Source organism: Solwaraspora sp. WMMA2101 (genome assembly GCF_049179175.1).
Taxonomy (GTDB): domain Bacteria; phylum Actinomycetota; class Actinomycetes; order Mycobacteriales; family Micromonosporaceae; genus Micromonospora_E.
This window is the reverse complement of the sequence record NZ_JBMHMA010000006.1, coordinates 5174199-5192807: the sequence shown is the minus strand read 5'-3', so window position 1 is coordinate 5192807 and position 18609 is coordinate 5174199. Positions and strand designations below refer to the sequence as shown.

Genomic DNA, 18609 nt, shown 5'->3' with positions numbered 1-18609 from the left:
CGATGACCACGACCACCCCGCAGACCGCCCGTTCCGCCCCCCGGCACGACCCCAAAGTCGTCACCGCGCTCCGCCGGTTCGCCATCTCGATCACGGTGTTCAACATCCTGGGATACACCGTGCTCGGCTTCGAGCAACCGTGGCTGTGGCCGTTCGTCGCGCTCGCCACGGCGTACACGATCGAGATCGGCCTGGAGATCATCGGCGCCCGGACCGAAGGTCGCCCGCCACGGTTCCTCGGCGGCGGGGTACGCGGACTCGCCGAGTTCCTGTACCCGGCGCACATCACCGCGCTGGCGGTGAACATGCTGACCTACGTCAACGACCAGATCCTCGCGATGATGTTCGGTGTCGCGGTGGCGATCGGCGCCAAGTGGGTGCTGCGGGCACCGGTACGGGGCCGGCTGCGGCACTACATGAACCCGTCGAACTTCGGGATCATGATGATCCTCGTCGTCTTCCCGTGGGCCAGCATCGCGCCGCCGTACCACTTCACCGAGAACGTGGACGGCTTCGTCGACTGGTTCCTGCCACTGGCCATTCTCGGCCTGGGGACGATGCTCAACGCCAAGCTGACCGGCCGGATGTGGCTGATCGGTGCCTGGCTCGGGGTCTTCGCGCTGCAGTCGGTCGTGCGCGGCGTCCTGCTCGACACCTCGATCCTGGGTGGGCTGGCCACCATGACCGGCGTGGCGTTCGTCCTGTTCACCAACTACATGATCACCGACCCGGGGACCAGCCCGTCCAAACCGGCCTCGCAGGTCGCCTTCGGCGGCAGCGTGGCGCTGGTCTACGGCATGCTCACCGGCGCCGGCATCGCGTACGGGCTGTTCTTCGCCACGGCGGCGGTGTGCGCCGTCCGGGGCATCTTCCTCTGGTCCGTGCACATCGTCAACAAGGTCCGCGAGGCCAACGAGGCCCAGGCCCGCGCCGCCGCTGCCGCAGCGGGCGACCCGACCGCGACACCGCTGACCACACCGACGAACACGAAGGAGGTGGTGGTGGCGTGACCAGGATCTCCATCGTCGGCATGGCCTGCCGCTACCCGGACGCCACATCGCCGCGGGAGCTGTGGGACAACGCCCTCGCCGGGCGGCGGGCGTTCCGCCGACTGCCGGACGTACGGATGCGGCTGGCCGACTACTGGGACGCCGACCCGGCCGCTCCGGACCGGTTCTACGCCCGCAACGCCGCCGTCATCGAGGGGTACGAGTTCGACCGGATCGCGTACAAGATCGCCGGAAGCACCTACCGGTCGACGGACCTGACCCACTGGCTGGCCCTGGACGTCGCCGCGACGGCCCTGGCCGACGCCGGGTTCCCGATGGCCGAAGGGCTGCCCCGCGAACGGACCAGCGTGGTCGTCGGAAACAGCCTCACCGGCGAGTTCTCCCGGGCCAACCTGATGCGGCTGCGCTGGCCGTACGTCCGCCGGATGGTCGCCGCCGCGCTCAAGGAACAGGACTGGGACGACGAGCAGCTCGGTGCGTTCCTGGCCGACCTGGAAACCAGCTACAAGGCTCCGTTCCCGGCCATCGACGAGGACACCCTCGCCGGCGGTCTGTCCAACACCATCGCCGGGCGGATCTGCAACCACTTCGATCTCAAGGGCGGCGGCTACACGGTGGACGGCGCCTGCTCGTCGTCGCTGCTGTCGGTGGCGACCGCCTGCAAGTCGCTGCTCGACGGCGAGGTCGACGTCGCCATCGCCGGCGGGGTCGACCTGTCGATCGACCCGTTCGAGATCATCGGATTCGCCAAGACCGGGGCGCTCGCCCGGGGCGAGATGCGGGTGTACGACAAGGGCTCCAACGGGTTCTGGCCCGGTGAGGGCTGCGGGATGATCGTGCTGATGCGCGAGCCGGACGCTACGGCGGCCGGACACCGCAGCTACGCCACCATCGCCGGCTGGGGCATCTCCTCCGACGGCAAGGGCGGCATCACCCGCCCCGAGGTCAGCGGCTACCAGCTGGCGCTGCACCGGGCGTACGAGCGGGCCGGCTTCGGCATCGACACGGTCGGCCTGTTCGAGGGACACGGCACCGGTACGGCGGTCGGCGACAGCACCGAGCTGAAGGCGCTCACCCTGGCCCGGCAGGCGGCCGATCCTGACGGGCGACCGGCGGTGATCGGCTCGATCAAAGGCATGATCGGGCACACCAAGGCGGCGGCCGGGGTGGCCGGCCTGATCAAGGCCGCGATGGCCGTGCATCACGAGGTGCTGCCCCCGGCGATCGGCTGCGTCGATCCGCACGACGAGCTGACCCGCCCGGATGCCGCGCTGCGGGTGCTGCGCCAGGCCGAACCGTGGTCCGCCGACGTGCCGGTGCGGGCCAGTGTGACCGCGATGGGCTTCGGCGGCATCAACACCCACGTGGTGCTGGAGAAACGCGACGCCCGGCGGCGCAGCCGGCTGGACAGCCGGACCTTCTCGCTGGCGACGTCGGTGCAGGACGCCGAACTGCTGGCCGTCGACGCGCTGTCCCGCGACGAGCTGCGCGAACGGCTGCACCAGCTGGTCTCGTTCGTGCCGACGGTGGCGTACGCGCAGTTGGCCGACCTCGCCGCCACGTTGCACCGGGAGTTGCGCGACCTGCCGTACCGGGCGGCGGTGGTGGTCACCTCGCCGGAGGACGCGGTACGGCAACTGCAGCGGGTCCTCGACGTGCTCGACACCGACCAGACCCGCCTGGTGACCGAGGACGGCCGGGCCTTCCTCGGCTACGCCAGCGGGCCCGGCCGGATCGGCTACCTGTTCCCCGGCCAGGGGTCCGGGCGGGGCACCAGCGGCGGTGCGCTGCGCCGCCGGTTCACCGAGGCGGACCAGGTGTACCGCCGGTCGGCCCTGCCGGAGTCGGCCGACGGCGTCGCCACCTCGGTGGCCCAGCCCCGGATCGTGACCGGTTCGCTGGCCGGCCTCACCGTGCTGGCGAACCTCGGGGTGGAGGCGACCGTCGCGGTCGGCCACAGTCTCGGCGAGATCTCGGCGCTGCACTGGGCCGGTGCCATCGACGAGGAGACGCTGCTGCGGGTCGCGCGGGTGCGGGGCCAGACCATGGCCGCGCACAGCGCGTCCGGCACGATGGCCGGTGTCGGTGCCGACCCGGACATCGTGCTGGAGCTGCTCACCGGCACCGACGTGGTGATCGCCGGATACAACGGGCCGCAGCAGACCGTCGTCGCCGGCCCGGTCGACCAGGTCGAGCGGGTCTGCCAAGCGGCCAGGGAGGCCGCGCTGGCGGCGACCCCGCTGGCGGTGTCCCACGCGTTCCACTCGCCGCTGGTCGCTCCCGCCGCCGGGGCCTTCGCCGACCAGCTGACCGGGGAACGGTTCCAGCAGCTGCACCGTACGGTCGTGTCGACGGTGACCGGCGAGGTCCTGCCGGCGGAGACCGACGTGCCGGCCCTGCTGCACCGGCAGATCGTCGACCCGGTGCTGTTCGCGCCGGCGGCGGCGGCCGCCGCCAAGGACGTCGACCTGCTCGTCGAGGTCGGACCGGGCCGGGTGCTCAGCGGCCTGGCCGCCGCCATCACCGACGTGCCCGCGCTGGCGTTGGACACCGACAGCCAGTCCCTGGTGGGGCTGCTACGGGTGGTGGCGGGCGCGTTCGTGGTCGGCGCCGCGGGCATCCACTCCGGGCTGTTCCACGGCCGGTTGACCCGCAGCCTGGCGGTCGGGGCCGAGTTCACGTTCTTCGCCAGCCCCTGTGAGGCGGCGCCGACCGTCACGATCGCCACGACGGCGACCATGGCGGCGGCACCGGCTGCCGAGGCGACCCCGGTCGACGACACCGAGTCGACCGTGGACCTGCTGCGGCGGATGGCCGCCGACCGGGCCGAACTTCCGATGGAGATGGTCCGCGACGACAGTCGACTCCTCGACGACCTGCACCTGAGCTCCATCACCGTCGGGCAGCTGGTCAACCAGGCGGCCGCCCGGCGCGGCATCGCGGCCAGCGCCACCCCGACGAACTTCGCCACCGCCACCGTCGGTCAGCTCGCCGACGCCCTCGACCAGCTCAGCGCGACGGCGACCGACGGCGACGCCCACGCGCCGGCCGTGGTCGACGGTGCCGCGCCCTGGTCGCGGGCCTTCCGGATCGACCTCGACCCGGCCGGTCCCCCGGTGCCGGTGGCCGCCGCCGGCGGCGCGTCGGCCGGTGGCGGCTGGCGGGTGTACGCCCGCGACGACCATCCACTGGCCGAGCCACTGCGGCTGGCCCTGGACCGGGCCGGGCTCGGCGGCGGGGTGCTGGTCTGCCTCTCCCCGCAGTGCCCCGCCGACGAGGTGGAGCTCGCGCTGCGGGCCGCCCGCGAGTTGCTCGCCGGCGGTGGCGGCGACCGCTTCGTCCTGGTCCAGTCCGACCGGGGCGCGGCCGGGCTGGCGAAGACGCTCCGGCTGGAGGCACCGCAGCTGAAGGTGACCGTGGTGCACGTGCCGCTGATCCGCGAGGCGCTGCCGTGGGTCTGCGCCGAGGTCGCCGCGACCGACGGGTTCGTCGAGTCCTACTACGAACCCGACGGCAGCCGGCGGGTCCCGGTGCTGCGGGCACTGCCGGTACGGGCCGAACGCACCGCGCAGGTCCTCGGCGGTGACGACGTCCTGCTGGTCACCGGCGGCGGCAAGGGCATCACCGCCGAGTGTGCTCTGGCGCTGGCCGCCGACAGCGGTGCCCGGCTCGCCGTACTGGGTCGCTCCGACCCGGCCGACGACCCGGATCTGGCCGCCAACCTGCGGCGGATGACCGACGCCGGGATCACCGTCCACTACGGCCGGGCCGACGTCACCGACGCCGACCAGGTCCAGCGGGCGGTGGCGCAGGTCACGGACGCTCTCGGGCCGGTCACCGCGGTCCTGCACGGTGCCGGGCGCAACGAGCCGACGGCGCTGACCAACCTCGACATGGCGCAGGTCCGGCAGACCTTCGCCCCGAAGGTCGACGGGCTGGACGCGGTGCTGGGCGCCGTCGACCCCGACCAACTGCGGCTGCTGGTCACCTTCGGCAGCATCATCGGCCGGGCCGGCCTGCGCGGCGAGGCGCACTACGCGACCGCCAACGAATGGCTCGCCGAACGGACCGTCCGGTTCCAGCGGGAACATCCGCAGTGCCGGGCCGTCTGCATGGAGTGGTCGGTCTGGTCCGGGGTGGGCATGGGCGAACGGCTGTCGGTCGTCGAGTCGCTGCAGCGTGAAGGGGTGATCCCGATCTCCCTCGACGACGGGGTGGCGCTGATGCGACGGCTCGTCGGCGATCCCGACGTCCCACCGGTGGTGGTGGTCAGCGGACGGACCACGGGCATCGACACGGTCGCGTACGACCTGCCCGACCTGCCGCTGCTGCGCTTCGTCGACAAGCCGTTGGTGCGCTACCACGGTGTCGAACTCGTCTGCGAGACCATCCTGCACCCGGGCAGCGACCTCTACCTCGACGATCACCGGTTGGACGGCAACCTGCTGTTCCCGGCGGTGTTCGGCATGGAGGCGATGGCCCAGGTGGCGACCGCGGTGACCGGGGCGTCGACGGTGCCCCGCATCGAGCAGGCCGAGTTCCTGCGGCCGATCGTGGTGCCGCCGGACGGCAGCACCACGGTCCGGATCGCCGCGACCGTCGTCGACGACGCGGCGGTGGACGTCACCATCCGCAGCGCGGAGACCGCCTTCGCCGCCGAGCACTTCCGGGCCAGGCTGCGCTTCGACACCGACCCGGCCCCGGACGGGCCACCGGACCAGGTCGCCGACGGACTGCCGCCGGTGGCCCTCGACCCGGCCCGGGACCTGTACGTGGACACCATGTTCCAGGGGGCCCGGTTCCAGCGGGTACGCCGCTACCACCGGGCCGCCGCGCGGCACATCGACACCGAGGTCGCGGCCGACCCGCAGATCGCGTGGTTCGCCCCGTACCTGCCGGGCGACCTGCTGCTCGGCGACCCCGGGCTGCGGGACGCGCTGATGCACGCCAACCAGGTGTGCGTACCGGACGCGACGCTGCTGCCGCAGGGCATCGACCGGGTCCACCCCGGCGGGGCCGACCTGGTCGGTCCGGGCGACTTCCGGTTCTGCGCCGTCGAACGCAGCCGCGACGGCGACACCTACCACTACGACATCGCGGTACGCGACGGCGACGGCAGAGTCGTCGAGCGGTGGGAAGGGCTGCGGCTGCGCGCGGTCCGCAAGAAGGGCGGTGCCGGACCGTGGGTCGCCCCGCTGCTCGGCCCGTACCTGGAGCGCACCGTGCAGGACCTGCTCGGCAGCGACACCGCGGTGGTCGTCGAACCGGCGCTGCCGGACGAGGACGAGGCCACGACCCGGCGGGGGCGCACCGGGCGCGCCGCCGGCCGGGCACTCGGCCGGCCGGTGTCGGTCACCCACCGCCCGGACGGTCGGCCCGAACTGCCCGGTACGGCGGTCTCGGCCGCGCACAGCGCCGGGGTGACCCTCTGTGTGACCGGTACGGGCGACCTGGGCTGCGACGTCGAAGCGGTGGCGGCCCGCTCCGACGACGAGTGGCGTGACCTGCTCGGCAACCACCTGCCGCTGGCCCAACTGCTGGCCCGCGAGCTCGCCGAGCCGCTCGACGTCGCCGCGACCCGGGTGTGGAGCGCGGTGGAGTGTCTGCAGAAGATCGGCCGGCCGCAGCCGACGCCGCTGTCCCAGCTCGCCGGCGGACCGGCGGGCTGGGTGGTGCTGGCCAGCGGGAGTCAACGGATCGCCACGATGGCGACCACGTTGCGTGACCACCCGGGCCCGGTCGTCGTCGCCGTCCTGGCGCAGGGGCGGTGAGCCGGATGTCGGACTACTACGAGTACCGCCACACGGTGGGCTTCGAGGAGACCAACGTGGTGGGCAACGTCTACTACGTCAACTACCTGCGCTGGCAGGGGCGGTGCCGGGAGATGTTCCTCAAGGAACGGGCGCCGAGTGTGCTCGCCGAGGTGCAGGCCGACCTCAAGTTGTTCACCCTCCGGGTGGACTGCGAGTTCTTCGCCGAGATCACCGCCTTCGACGACCTCGCCATCCGGATGCGGCTGGTGGATCTGGCGCAGACCCAGTTGGAGTTCAGTTTCGACTACATCCGGCTGGGTGCCGACGGCGAGTTGCCGGTGGCCCGGGGCCGGCAACGGGTGGCCTGCATGCGCGGGCCGAACACCAGGACCGTTCCGACCCGGGTCCCCGAGGCGCTGGTACGGGCGTTGGCGCCGTACTCCGCGCTGGCGCGTGCCTGAGCACGGCAGGAGGAGGACGAAATGAACGTCGACCATCCACCGCCCGGGGAGGTACTCGACCCGGGCGCCCTACGCCAGGTGTTCGGCACCTTCGCCACCGGCGTCACCGTGGTGACCGTCGGCGGCGGCCAACCGCACGGGATGACCGCCAACTCCTTCGCCTCGGTGTCCCTGGACCCACCGCTGGTGCTGATCTGCGTGGACCGGCAGGCGGTCATGCACGAGTGTCTGGTCAGCGCCGGCGCGTTCGCGGTGTCGGTGCTCGCCGCCGACCAGGAGGCGGTGGCCCGCCACTTCGCCGACCGGTGGCGGCCACTTGGCCAGGCCCAGTTCGACGCGGTCGCCTGGCGGCCGGGGCCGGCCAGCGGGGCGCCGCTGATCGACGGGGCGCTGGCCCACCTGGAATGCGGGCTGTGGCGCGCCTACGACGGCGGTGACCACACCATCTTCACCGGTCGCCTGCTGTCGGCGAGGCGTCACGGTGACGACGAGCCGGTGTTGTTCCTGCGGGGACGGTTCCGCCAGCTCGACCCGCGACGCGACGAGGTGCCGACGTGACGCCGGCCCGGACCGGCCAGGCCCCGCCGGGCCCGACCGGACCGGCGTCGCTGGGTACGTTGTGGAAGTTCGGCCGGGACCGGCTGGGTGTGATGAGCACCGCGGCGCGCCGCCACGGCGACGCCGTCCGGTTGGCCACCTGGCCGTGGCCGTTCTACTTCTTCAACCATCCGGACCACGCCAAGTACGTGCTCGCGGAGAACAGCCGCAACTATCACAAGGGCATCGGGCTGGTGCATGCCCGTCGGGCACTCGGCGACGGGCTGCTCACCAGTGAGGGTGAGCTGTGGCGGGAACAGCGCCGGGCGATGCAGCCGGTGTTCCAGGCCAAGCGGATCGCCGGACAGGCCGCCACGGTGGCACAGGAGGCGGCCGGCCTGGTCGAGCGGCTGCGCGGCCACCGGGGCGGGGCACCGGTGGACGTGCTGCAGGAGGCGACCGAGCTGACCCTCGGGGTGCTCGGCCGGACCCTGTTGGACACCGATCTGAGCCGGTACCAGTCGATCGGGCACTCGTTCGAGGTCATGCAGGACCAGGCGATGTTCGAGCTGGCGTCGATGAGCATGGTGCCGATGTGGGTGCCGTTACCGCAGCAGCTGCGGTTCCGGCGGGCCCGTCGGGACCTTCAGGTCATCGTCGACCGGATGGTGGCCGAGCGGACCGCCCGCGACGGCGACGACGCGACCGGCGACGACGCGCTGTCCCGGCTGATCGTCTCGACCCGGCGTGAGCCGGACCCCCGGCGCGGTCAGCAGCGGATGCGTGACGAGCTGGTCACCCTGCTGCTGGCCGGCCACGAGACCACCGCGAGCACGTTGGGGTGGAGTTTCTACCTGATCGACCAGCATCCACAGGTCCGCGAGCGGCTCCGGGACGAGGCCGTGGCGGTGCTCGGTGACCGGCTGCCGACCTACGAGGACCTGCGCCGGCTGACCTACACCTCGATGGTGGTCGAGGAGGTCATGCGGCTGTATCCGCCGGTCTGGATGCTCTCGCGGATCGCGCAGGGGCCGGACGAGATCGGTGGGTTCCCGGTGCCCGCCGGGGCCCATGTGCTGATCTGCCCGTACACCCTGCACCGGCATCCGGGCTTCTGGCCCGACCCGGACCGCTTCGACCCGGAACGGTTCGACCCGACCCGGACAGTGAGTCGACCCCGGTACGCGTACGTGCCGTTCGGGGCCGGGCCACGCTTCTGCGTGGGCAACCACCTCGGGATGATGGAGGCGGTGTTCGTGATCGCCATGGTCAGCCGGGAACTGCGGCTGGTGAAGCCGGAGTCGTACCGGGTGGTGCCCGAACCGATGCTGTCGCTGCGGATCCGGGGCGGGCTGCCGATGTCCGTCGAGTCCGCCGCCTGACCCGCACGCCCCCGGGCCGTTGGTCGACCAGTCGGTCGACCAACGGCCCGGTCGTCTGGGTAGGGACGTCCTGCTGTTGCGGGGATGCCGACCGGCGTCCCCACCGGACAGCGGTGCGGCCGGTCGGGAAGCTTCCCGACCGGCCGCACCGGCTGCCCTGCGGTCGTTACCTGACGACCTCGAACTGGGCCATCATGCCGAACGCGGAGTGTTCGAGCATGTGGCAGTGGTAGACGTACCGGCCGAGCTGGCCGCGGAAGTGGGCCATGATGCGTACCCGCTCGCCGGGACGCAGCAACACGGTGTCCTTCAGACCGGCCTCCGACGGTGCCGGCGGGGCCCCGTTGCGTTCCAGCACCCGGAACTGCACCAGGTGCATGTGGAAGGTGTGGTCGACCCCGCCGAAGTCGGTGTCGACGTTCTCGATGGTCCAGATCTCCGAGGTTCCGTGCTTGACCCGGAAGTCGATCCGCTCCGGGTCGTACTCCTTGCCGTTGATCAGGCTGCGGATGTTCTCGAAGTCGGTGCTGAACGTGACGGTACGGTGCCGGCTCGCCCGGGGCAGCGGCGCGAGCCAGTTGAGCCGGTCCGGGACCCGGCTGTCGTCGCGTGCCCGGCGGATCACGTCGAAGCGCAGGACCGGGCCGGCCGCGTTGGCCAGCATGGCCCGCTGGCCGGGACGCAGCCGGGAGAAGTCGATCACGATGTCGGCCCGCTCCGCGGGCCCGAGCACCAGCTCGGCGAGCTCGACCGGCTCGGTCAACAACCCGCCGTCCGACCCGATCTGGACCATCTTGGCCCCGTCGAGGGAGAGGGTGTAGCTGCCATGGGTGGAGGCGTTGAGCAGGCGGAACCGGTAGCGTCTGGCGGCGACCGGGAAGTACGGCTGTGGCCTGCCGTTGACCAGGACCGTCGGACGTTCGAAGTCGAACGGGTCGAAGTGCAGCTGCGCCTGCTCGTCGAAGCGCGCCTCGCGGAGCATGATCGGGACGTCGTACGCGCCGGACGGCAGCCGTAGCCGGCGTTCGGCCTCGTCCTCGATCAGGTAGAAGCCGTGCAGCCCACGGTAGACGTGCTCGGCCTCCATGTGGTGGCTGTGATCGTGGTACCACAGGGTGGTGGCGTGCTGCTGGTTCGGGTACTCGTACACCCGGCTGTGTCCCGGCCCGATCAGGTCCATCGGATGGCCGTCGTTGTCCGGCGAGACGTGACCACCGTGCAGGTGGACGTTGGCCGGCATACCGAGTTCGTTGACGAATCTGACCTTCGCGGCGCGGCCCCGGCGCACCCGGATCGTCGGCCCGACGAAACCGCCGCCGTAGGACAGGACCGAGGTGCGGCTCCCGGGGAAGATCTCGACGTTCGCTGGCCGGATGGGAATGTGGTAGTAGTGGGTCGCGCCGAGCGAGCGCACCGGAGCGAGCACGGGCGGGATCGGCATCCGTACGGTGAACGGGTCGACCATCGGGGCCGTGCCCGGCGCCGTTGCCGGGCCGGCGCCGGTGGAGCCGTGGACGTGCCCGGTCGCCGGCCGCACACCGGATTCGGCACCTCGGGCGGTGCCGGCGAGGACCGCGTTGCCGGCCGGGATCAGCAGGGAGCCGCCAGCGGCGGCGCCGGCGATGAACAGATTCCTTCTAGTCAGCATTGTTCTCCCAGACGAGGTGTGCTGGCCGGCTAACGAGGCAGCGAGCGGGCGAATGCCCGGATGTCGTCGACGAGCAGGCGCGGCTGCTCCAGCGCGGCGAAGTGGCCGCCCCGGTCGAACTCGGTCCACCGGTGCAGGGTCGGCAGGATCCGCTCGGCGAACCGCCGGACCGGTCGTACCGCGTCGGCCGGGAACAGCGCTACCGCGACCGGCATCGCCAGCGGCCAGGGGCCGGCCCAGGTACGCACGAAGTCGGCGTCCAGGCGGTTCGACTCGTAGTACAGCTGCGCGCTCGGCCCGGCGGTGGCCGTGAACCAGTAGATCGAGACGTTGGTCAGGATCGCGTCCCGGTCGACCGCGTCCTCCGGTGACTTACCGGAATCGGTCCACTCCTTGAACTTCTCCACCACCCAGGCGAGCTGACCTACCGGTGAGTCGGTCAGCGCGTACGCCAGGGTCTGCGGGCGGGTGGACTGGATCTTCCGCCAGCCGGCACCGTCCTGTTCGAACTGGGCGGCGAAGGACAACCGGGCGAGGTCGGCCTCCGGCAGGTCGACGAAGAGCGACGGGTCCTCGGGCGGGAAGGTGGCGAGCATGTTGACGTGCACACCGGCCACCTCGTCGGGTGCGGCCAACCCCAGCTCGAGCGAGATCGGCGACCCCCAGTCGCCGCCCTGGGCCAGGTAGTCGTGGTAGCCGAGCCGGCGCATGAGCTCCGCCCAGGCCCGCGCCACCCGCCGGGTGTCCCAGCCGGTGTCGTTCGTCGGCCCGGAGAAGGCGTACCCGGGGATCGACGGGACGACCACGTGGAACGCGTCCGCTGGCGTACCGCCGTGCGCGACCGGATCGGTGAGTGGCCCGATCAGGTCGACGAACTCGACGAACGAGCCGGGCCAACCGTGGGTGAGGATGATCGGCCGGGCGGACGCCTCCTTCGACCGCACGTGCACGAAGTGCACCTGGGTGCCGTCGATCTCGGTCAGGAACTGCGGGTACTGGTTGAGCCGCCGTTCGGCGGCCCGCCAGTTGAACCCGTCCTTCCAGTACTCGACAAGTTCGGTCAGGTAGTCCAGTGGCACGCCGCGGTGCCAGCCCACCCCGGGCAGTTCGGCCGGCCACCGGACAGCGGCGAGCCGCTGGCGCAGGTCTTCGAGGTCGGCGTCCGGTATCTCGATACGAAACGGTCGGATCATGGCATCTCCGATGAGAGTGGATTACCTGGCCGGTGACTCGGACCTACCGCCGAGCAGTTCGCCGCGCTGTGCAGTCGAGGGCGCGCCGGTGCCGCGCCGAAGCTGGCGCAGCACCCGGATCACGTTCGCCGGGCGCAGCAGCGCCGTCGGCTCGTCGACGAGTCCGGCCACCCGGATGAACGCGTCGGTGAGCCGCGCGTCGTGGACCGCCGCCGCCTGCAGCCTCGCCACGTACGCGTTGATGAAACGGATCTTCATCGTGCGGCGGCCCGCCACCCCGGCGTATCCGAGATCCGCCGTGGCCGAGAACGTCCACGGTGTCTCGATCTCGGCCGCCACGTCGCGGAAGAACGCCAGCGGGTCCGGCACCGTGCCGTCGTCGAGATGCCGGTCGAGCACGAGTGCCTGCAACGCGGCGGAGGTCATCCCCTGGGCGTAGATGGGGTTGAAGCTGCAGACCGCGTCGCCCATCACCAGGAAGTTGCCGGGGAACCGGTCGAGCCGCTCGTAGCGTCGCCAGACACTGGCCGGGTACCGGAACATCACCGGATCGTCGACGGGTTCGGCGTCGCGAACCGCCCGGTAGATGTCCGGCACCGGGAGGGACCGGACGTAGGCGAGGAAGCCCTCGGGATCGGTGGGCGCGTGGTCGCCCAGCATTCCGGTCAGGGAGAGCTCCACCCGGCCGTCGTCGCCGGGCACCCGGTAGAAGAAGGCACCCCGGGGTGCGTCGGGGGTGGCGGCGGGGATGATCGCCAGGTCCGAGCCGAACGGATCGGCGTCGAGACGGTAGTGCCGCGTGGTGTACGTGAGCCCGATCTTCACCCGGTCCTCGCCGGGCCGGGAGTAGCCGAGACCGTCGAGCCAGGCCGGGGTACGGGAGCCCCGGCCGGTGGTGTCCACGACCAGGTCGCCGTGCACCGTCTCCGGCTCGCCGCCGGCGCGCCGCTGGACCCGTACCCCGGTGACCCGCTGCCGGTCGTCGGTGGTGACCAGGTCGAGGATGTCGGTTCCGTCCCGGACCTCCACGTTCGGCAGGCCGAACACCCGCCGCCGGACGTGGTCCTCGAGGACCGGCCGGGTGGCCGGTACCGAGATCAGCCCGGACCGCGACGGTTGGATCCGCGCACCGTTGAAGTACCAGCGGATGTCACCGCTGAAGTCGCCGGGCCTGACGCCGGCGGAGACCAGTTCGTCGGTCAGCCCCGGAAAGAGCCTTTCCAGGATCTGGTGGCCACGTGCGACGAGCCCGTGCGCATGCCGTCCGTGCGGCACGCCCTGACGATATCCGGACACCCCCCGCAGCTCGTCACGGTCGATGACCACGACCGTGTCGAATCGCTGCGCGAGAATTCTCGTTGCCAGCAGTCCGGCCATACTTCCGCCCAGCACGACTGCACGATTCATAGGTCACTCCCGCGTTCGGCCGACGTCGTCGACGTACGAATGATCAGGCCAGGTTGGCTGGAGTGTTCTGGTACGCGGCAAGCAGCCATTCACCGTTGCGCCTGACCAGCAGCCAGCTGGCCCGGATCTCCCGTTCCTGGGCGACCTCGGACTCCCCCGGTGCCAGTACGCCGCCCTTGGTCAGCAGCAGCACGACACCGTCGGCGAGCCCGGTGATCCGAAACGGGGTGCCGGTGACCCGGGTCCCCTTGTAGGGCCCGGCGAAGCCGCGCGCCATGAAGGACTCGACCTCGGCCCGGCCGGCCAGCGAGACACCGGGCAGAATCAGGGTGCCGTCCTCGACGAACGCCGCCGCGAACGCCGCGGCGTCGTGCTCGGCCCACGCGGCGGTGATGCGCTGCGGAACAGCCGCAACCGCTGCCTGGTCTTCGGCGGAAATGGTTACGGTCGCCTCACTGGTCATGATGCTTCCTCTCCGTACGATGCGATTCCTTCGACGACGTGATCCGCCTGCACGAACACCAGAAAGCGGAGGCCACGCATCTCTGATTCTTTCCCGCGTCACGCACGGTGGGCATCTCTGATCGTGCGAGAAAGATCAGGTACGCCAGATGCGCGACGGACGAGGCGCCAGGAATGGCACCTCGTCCGTCGCGGGTTCTCCGGGTCCGACCCGGACTCCGATTCAGATGTAGAGCGTGTTCGGCTCCAAACCACAGATGATCCGGCCGTACAGCTCCAGGTTGGTGGAAGGGTTCATGATCGCGTGCAGGTTCAGTGTCTGCACATCGCGGAAGATCCGCTGGATCGGCACATCGTGGTAGATGGACGAGCCGCCGCTGGCGGCGTTGAGGATGTCCACCGCCTCCTTGGCTCGCTGGGTCGTGGCACCGAGAGCCAGCCGGATCCGGGCCCGTTCCTCGATCGTCCACGGCTCGTCGGCGACCGCCTTGGTGTCCAGCATCTCGGCGGCACCGAAGGCGTGGAACCGTGCCTCGTCGACCTTGACGGTCGCCTCGGCGACCTGCAGGTGGGTCACCGGCGCCTCACCCTGGTTGGCGTAGTCGGTGTAGGTGATCTTCCGCCCGGGGAGCCGGTCGAGGAACGCCTCCCGACCGGCGAGCGCCATCCCGAGCGACACCGCCCCCACGGTCGTACAGGCGGTGGACATGAACGGCGCCCGGTAGATCACCGAGGCCGCGTTGGCCACCGACTGGTGCTGCCCCTGCAGGACCGGACCCATGTGCAGCACCCGGGCCTGCGGGACGAACAGGTTCTCCGCGATCGTGGTGATGCTGCCCGAACCACGCAGCCCGGAGGTGTGCCAGTCGTCCACGACGGCCAGGTCCGAGATCGGGATGGCCACCATGATCGGGACGTGAGTGCCGTCCGGCTGGGCCAGCACCGCCGCGTTGGTGTTCCAGTGGCTCTGCTGGGCACCGGTGTTGAACGACCACTTGCCGTTGAGGACCACGCCGCCGTCGGCGGGCACGGCGAGAGCGCTCGGGCTGAGAATCCCACTGATCCGTACGTCCGGCGTCGCGAAGATCTCGTCCTGCACCTCGTCCGGGAACATTCCGGCCATCCAGGCGCTGATCATCCAGACCGCCACGGTCCACGAGGTCGCTCCGTCACCCCGGCCGAGCTGGGACACCACGTCGACGACGCTGCGCATGTCGGACTCGTAGCCACCGTACCGGTGGGGTACCCGCATCTTCAGGATGCCCGACGCGGTGAGCGCCTCGATCGTCTCGTCCGACAGCCGCCGGTTCTCCTCACCCCACAGGGCGTTCTTGCGCAGAGTCGGCAGCAGTTCCGTGACACGCTGCACGAGCTCCGCACGGGCTGGCGCTGCGGTGGTCTCCATCCATACCTCCTGGTCGATTTCGAACATCCAGCTGGACCGCCTGGGCCGACTGTGGTCGCGGCGTCGACAGCCAGGACTCATCCACGGGCGTCGCGCACCGGCAACGGCGCGTCCGGCACTGCCACCGCCTCGGCGAGGACCTCGCGGTACTCCCGCACCATCGCGGCGATGGTGTCCGCGTCGAAGAGATTGTTCTTGTAGGACACACTGCCGATCACATCACCAGCCGAGTCCAGGTTCAACGTCCATAGTGCTCCATCCGGCACGTCGGACCCGAGCTGCTGGGACGTCAGACGACGGCGGATCTCGGAATACTCCAGGTCACCGACCTTCTCCCCGTCCATCAGGAACGGAAACGGAAACAGTTGGAAGACGCACGGCGCCCGGTCGTCCGAGATCGCCGGCATCATCAGAGCCGGTGCCTCGGCGAGAATCTGCGGAAAGTCGTTCGAGTAGGCGTCCACGCAGTTGTCCCGCACCTGTCCGACGACGTCGCGGAACGTCCGGCACACGGTCAGATCGGTGCGCAGCGGAAGAAAGTTGAAGAACGAGCCGACCGCGTTTGCGAACAGGTCGCCGCCGCGACCGGGAGTGAACGTGGGCACCACCACGTCCGGGTCGCCGCTCATCCGATGGGCGAGCACCGCGAAGGCCGCGTAGAACACCATGAACGGCGAACTACGGGTCCGCTTGCCGACCCGCAGGGCGGCGTCGACGACGTCGGCCTCGATGAGGAACCGGTGCACGCCGGTGGACTGGGCCACGCCAGCGGACCGGGGCCGGTCCGTGCCGATCGTGAAGACCTCGGCGCCAGCCAGTTGACCGCGCCAGTACGCCCGCTGTGTCCGCGTCGCCCCGGCGTCGGCCACCAGGTCCCGTTGCCAGCGGGCGAACTCCGCGTACTGCCGGGGTGGGTCGAGGTCGTCGACCGGATGCCCGCCGCGCGCCGCGTACCGCGCGGCCACCTCGCGGATGATCAGACGCATCGACCAACCGTCCGTGGCGGAGTGGTGCGAGACGAGGACGAGGACGGCGTCATCGGCGTCGAACCGCCCGAGCACCGCCCGCAGCAGCGGGACGCGGACCGGAAAGTCGTCCTGTTCGATCTGGATCAGCAACTCCTCCGCGCGCTGATCGCGCTCCTGCGGCGCCCCGGCGCCGAGGTCGCGCACCTCCAGCTCCGGCGGCGCCGGCGGGTGGATCTCCTGATGGCCGTGCTCGCCCCGGACCACCAGGCTCCGCAGCGCCTCGTGCCGGGCCACGACGTCGGTCAACGCCGCCCGCAGCAGGTCGACGTCGATCCGGCCACGGACCCGCCAGCCGTGCACGATGTGGTACGCCGGGCCGAACGGACCTTCCTGGTCACCGCGGTCGTACATGCACAGGAATTCCTGGTTCAGCGACAGCGGCGCCTGCCGGACACGGCCATCGGGCACCGCCCCGAGTTCAGAGATGCTCATGAGCTGCACACCTTTCGGTCATCACGGGTTGGCTGAGCCGAGGCACCCGAGGGCGCCTCAGCCGGACGTGGTGGGCGCGGAGTCGGCGGCCCGGTCGAGCCGAACGGCGAGTCCCGCCGGCGTCGGCGCGTCGAAGAACAGCCGCAACGGCAGGTCCACCCCCAGCACGGCGTGCACCCGGCTGATCAGCCGCATCGCCAGCAACGACTGGCCGTTGAGCGCGAAGAAGTCGTCGTCGACGCCGACCCGGGTGATGCCCAGCACCTCCGCGAACAGCTCGCAGAGCAGTTCCTCGGTGACCGTGCGCGGTGCCCGGTACGGCACGACGCTGTCGAAGTCCGGTGCCGGCAGCGCGCGCCGGTCGAGCTTGCCGTTGGCCGTCAGCGGCAGCGCGACGAGCGGAACGAACGCGGCGGGCACCATGAAGTCCGGCAAGGTGGTGATGGCGGCGGCCCGCAGCGCGCCCAGATCGACCCCGTCCGGACCGGCGACGACGTAGGCGACCAGCGACTTGCTGCCCGCATCGAGCTCGCGGGCGACGACGGCGACATCGGACACCCCGGCGAACCCGGACAGCTTCGCCTCCACCTCGGCCAGCTCCACCCGGAAGCCCCGGATCTTCACCTGGTCGTCGGCCCGCCCCAGGAAGTCGATCAGGCCGTCCGGGGTCAGTCGCACGACGTCTCCGGTGCGGTACATCCGCTCGCCGTTCGGGACGAACGGGTCGGCGACGAACCGTTCGGCGGTCAGGTCGGGCCGCCCCACGTACTCGCGGGCGAGCCGGCTGCCGGCCACGTACAGCTCGCCCGGTGTCCCCGGCGCGACCGGCTGGAGCCGCTCGTCCAGCACGTACACCCGGATCCCGTCCATCGGCCGGCCCACCGGTACCGCAGGTGCCGTCTGGTCGAGTTCGGCCATCGGATGGTGCGTCGTGAACAGCGTCGACTCGGTCGAGCCGTACATGGCCCGGACCGTGATGCCCGGGCACTCGTCGAGCACCCGACGCACCGCCGTCGGCGCGATGACGTCGCCGCCGGTCATCACCTCCCGGACGCCCTTGAGGCTGTCCGGTGCCTCGTCCGCGACCACCCGGAACAGCCCCGCGGTCAGGTGCAGGCCGGTGATCCGCTCCTCGGCGATGAGCCGGCGCAGGGTGCTGATCTCCAGATCGCCGCCCGGGGCGACGACCACCTCTCCGCCGTGCAGCAGCGGAACCCACAGTTCGAAGGTGGACACGCCGAAGGCGTACGGGGCGAGCATCAGGACCTTCCGGTGCTGGTCGCCCTGCCACGCCCGGTCACCGATCAGGCCCATGACGCCGCCGTGGGTGAGGACCACTCCCTTGGGGAACCCGGTGGATCCCGAGGTGTACATGAGGTATGCCGCCTGCTGCGGATGCACCTCGACGGCCGGGTCGGTGACCGGCATCATCGACAGCTGCGCGTCGGTCTCGACCTGCACGACCGGGCCGCTACGCGGCAGCCCGCGCCGGCGCATCGTCTCGTCGACCAGCAGCACCGGGCCGCCGAGCCGATCGGTGATCCACTGCAACCGGTCCATCGGATAGGCGCTGTGCAGAGGCAGGTAGCAACCGCCGGTCTTGAGGACGGCGAGCATCGACACGGCCACCTCGATCGACCGCTCCATCAGGATGCCGACCGGGGTCTCCGGTCCCACACCGAGTGCGAGCAGGCGGTGCGCCAACCGGTTGGCGCGTTCGTCGAGCTGCCGGTAGGTCAGCCGAACCGTCCCGGCGGAGATCGCCGGAGCGTCCGGATCGATGGCGGCCCGGTGCGCGAAGGCCGCGTGGATGGAGGAGAAAGCCATGATCACTCCTGACCGGTACGGGCGGGGTCTTGTGCCAGGTCGTCTGGCGGGTGGCGGGCGCGGC

Annotated in this window: 12 protein-coding genes; 5 read left to right on the top strand and 7 right to left on the bottom strand. The window is 71.0% G+C overall.

What is annotated here, in order from left to right:
* The first annotated feature begins 2 nt into the window (after positions 1-2).
* Genes ACN28F_RS24665 through ACN28F_RS24645 form a run of 5 tightly spaced genes read left to right on the top strand, consistent with a single transcriptional unit; the run spans position 3 to position 9143 of the window.
* The gene (locus ACN28F_RS24665) at positions 3-1010 is read left to right on the top strand and encodes an enediyne biosynthesis protein (RefSeq protein ID WP_421359909.1); all 1008 of its coding nucleotides are present in this window, start codon (positions 3-5) and stop codon (positions 1008-1010) included.
* Complete coding sequence (locus ACN28F_RS24660) at positions 1007-6781, top strand: SDR family NAD(P)-dependent oxidoreductase (RefSeq protein WP_421359908.1); 5775 nt, start codon at positions 1007-1009, stop codon at positions 6779-6781. Before ACN28F_RS24665 ends, ACN28F_RS24660 begins: the two co-directional genes overlap by 4 nt.
* Before the next feature lie 5 nt (positions 6782-6786).
* The gene (locus ACN28F_RS24655) at positions 6787-7224 is read left to right on the top strand and encodes an acyl-CoA thioesterase (protein WP_282228748.1); all 438 of its coding nucleotides are present in this window, start codon (positions 6787-6789) and stop codon (positions 7222-7224) included.
* Positions 7225-7245: 21 nt separating this feature from the next.
* The gene (locus ACN28F_RS24650) at positions 7246-7782 is read left to right on the top strand and encodes a flavin reductase family protein (RefSeq protein ID WP_421359907.1); all 537 of its coding nucleotides are present in this window, start codon (positions 7246-7248) and stop codon (positions 7780-7782) included.
* Positions 7779-9143, top strand: a complete 1365-nt coding sequence (locus ACN28F_RS24645) for a cytochrome P450 (RefSeq protein WP_421359905.1) — start codon at positions 7779-7781, stop codon at positions 9141-9143. Before ACN28F_RS24650 ends, ACN28F_RS24645 begins: the two co-directional genes overlap by 4 nt.
* A gap of 166 nt (positions 9144-9309) precedes the next feature.
* On the opposite strand, the gene ACN28F_RS24640 is transcribed toward ACN28F_RS24645, so the two are convergent.
* From ACN28F_RS24640 to ACN28F_RS24610, 7 genes are all read right to left on the bottom strand, one after another.
* Positions 9310-10791 carry a multicopper oxidase family protein gene (locus ACN28F_RS24640; protein WP_421359904.1) on the bottom strand — a complete coding sequence of 494 codons (1482 nt, stop codon included), beginning with the start codon at positions 10789-10791 and terminating at the stop codon, positions 9310-9312.
* Between the two features lie 29 nt (positions 10792-10820).
* Entirely contained in the window at positions 10821-11981 is a 1161-nt protein-coding gene (locus ACN28F_RS24635) for an epoxide hydrolase family protein (RefSeq protein WP_421361495.1), read from the bottom strand.
* A 24-nt stretch (positions 11982-12005) separates the two neighbouring features.
* Positions 12006-13391: an FAD-dependent oxidoreductase gene (locus ACN28F_RS24630; RefSeq protein ID WP_421359903.1), complete on the bottom strand. Its 1386-nt coding sequence runs from the start codon at positions 13389-13391 to the stop codon at positions 12006-12008.
* 43 nt (positions 13392-13434) lie between these two features.
* Positions 13435-13854 carry an SgcJ/EcaC family oxidoreductase gene (locus tag ACN28F_RS24625; RefSeq protein WP_421359901.1) on the bottom strand — a complete coding sequence of 140 codons (420 nt, stop codon included), beginning with the start codon at positions 13852-13854 and terminating at the stop codon, positions 13435-13437.
* Between the two features lie 222 nt (positions 13855-14076).
* Positions 14077-15258 carry an acyl-CoA dehydrogenase family protein gene (locus ACN28F_RS24620; protein ID WP_421359900.1) on the bottom strand — a complete coding sequence of 394 codons (1182 nt, stop codon included), beginning with the start codon at positions 15256-15258 and terminating at the stop codon, positions 14077-14079.
* Positions 15259-15335: 77 nt separating this feature from the next.
* Positions 15336-16718 (bottom strand): condensation domain-containing protein, encoded by a 1383-nt coding sequence (locus ACN28F_RS24615; RefSeq protein ID WP_421359898.1) that lies wholly within the window; start codon positions 16716-16718, stop codon positions 15336-15338.
* Positions 16719-16775: 57 nt separating this feature from the next.
* The gene (locus ACN28F_RS24610; RefSeq protein WP_421359897.1) at positions 16776-18545 is read right to left on the bottom strand and encodes an amino acid adenylation domain-containing protein; all 1770 of its coding nucleotides are present in this window, start codon (positions 18543-18545) and stop codon (positions 16776-16778) included.
* Positions 18546-18609 lie beyond the last annotated feature (64 nt).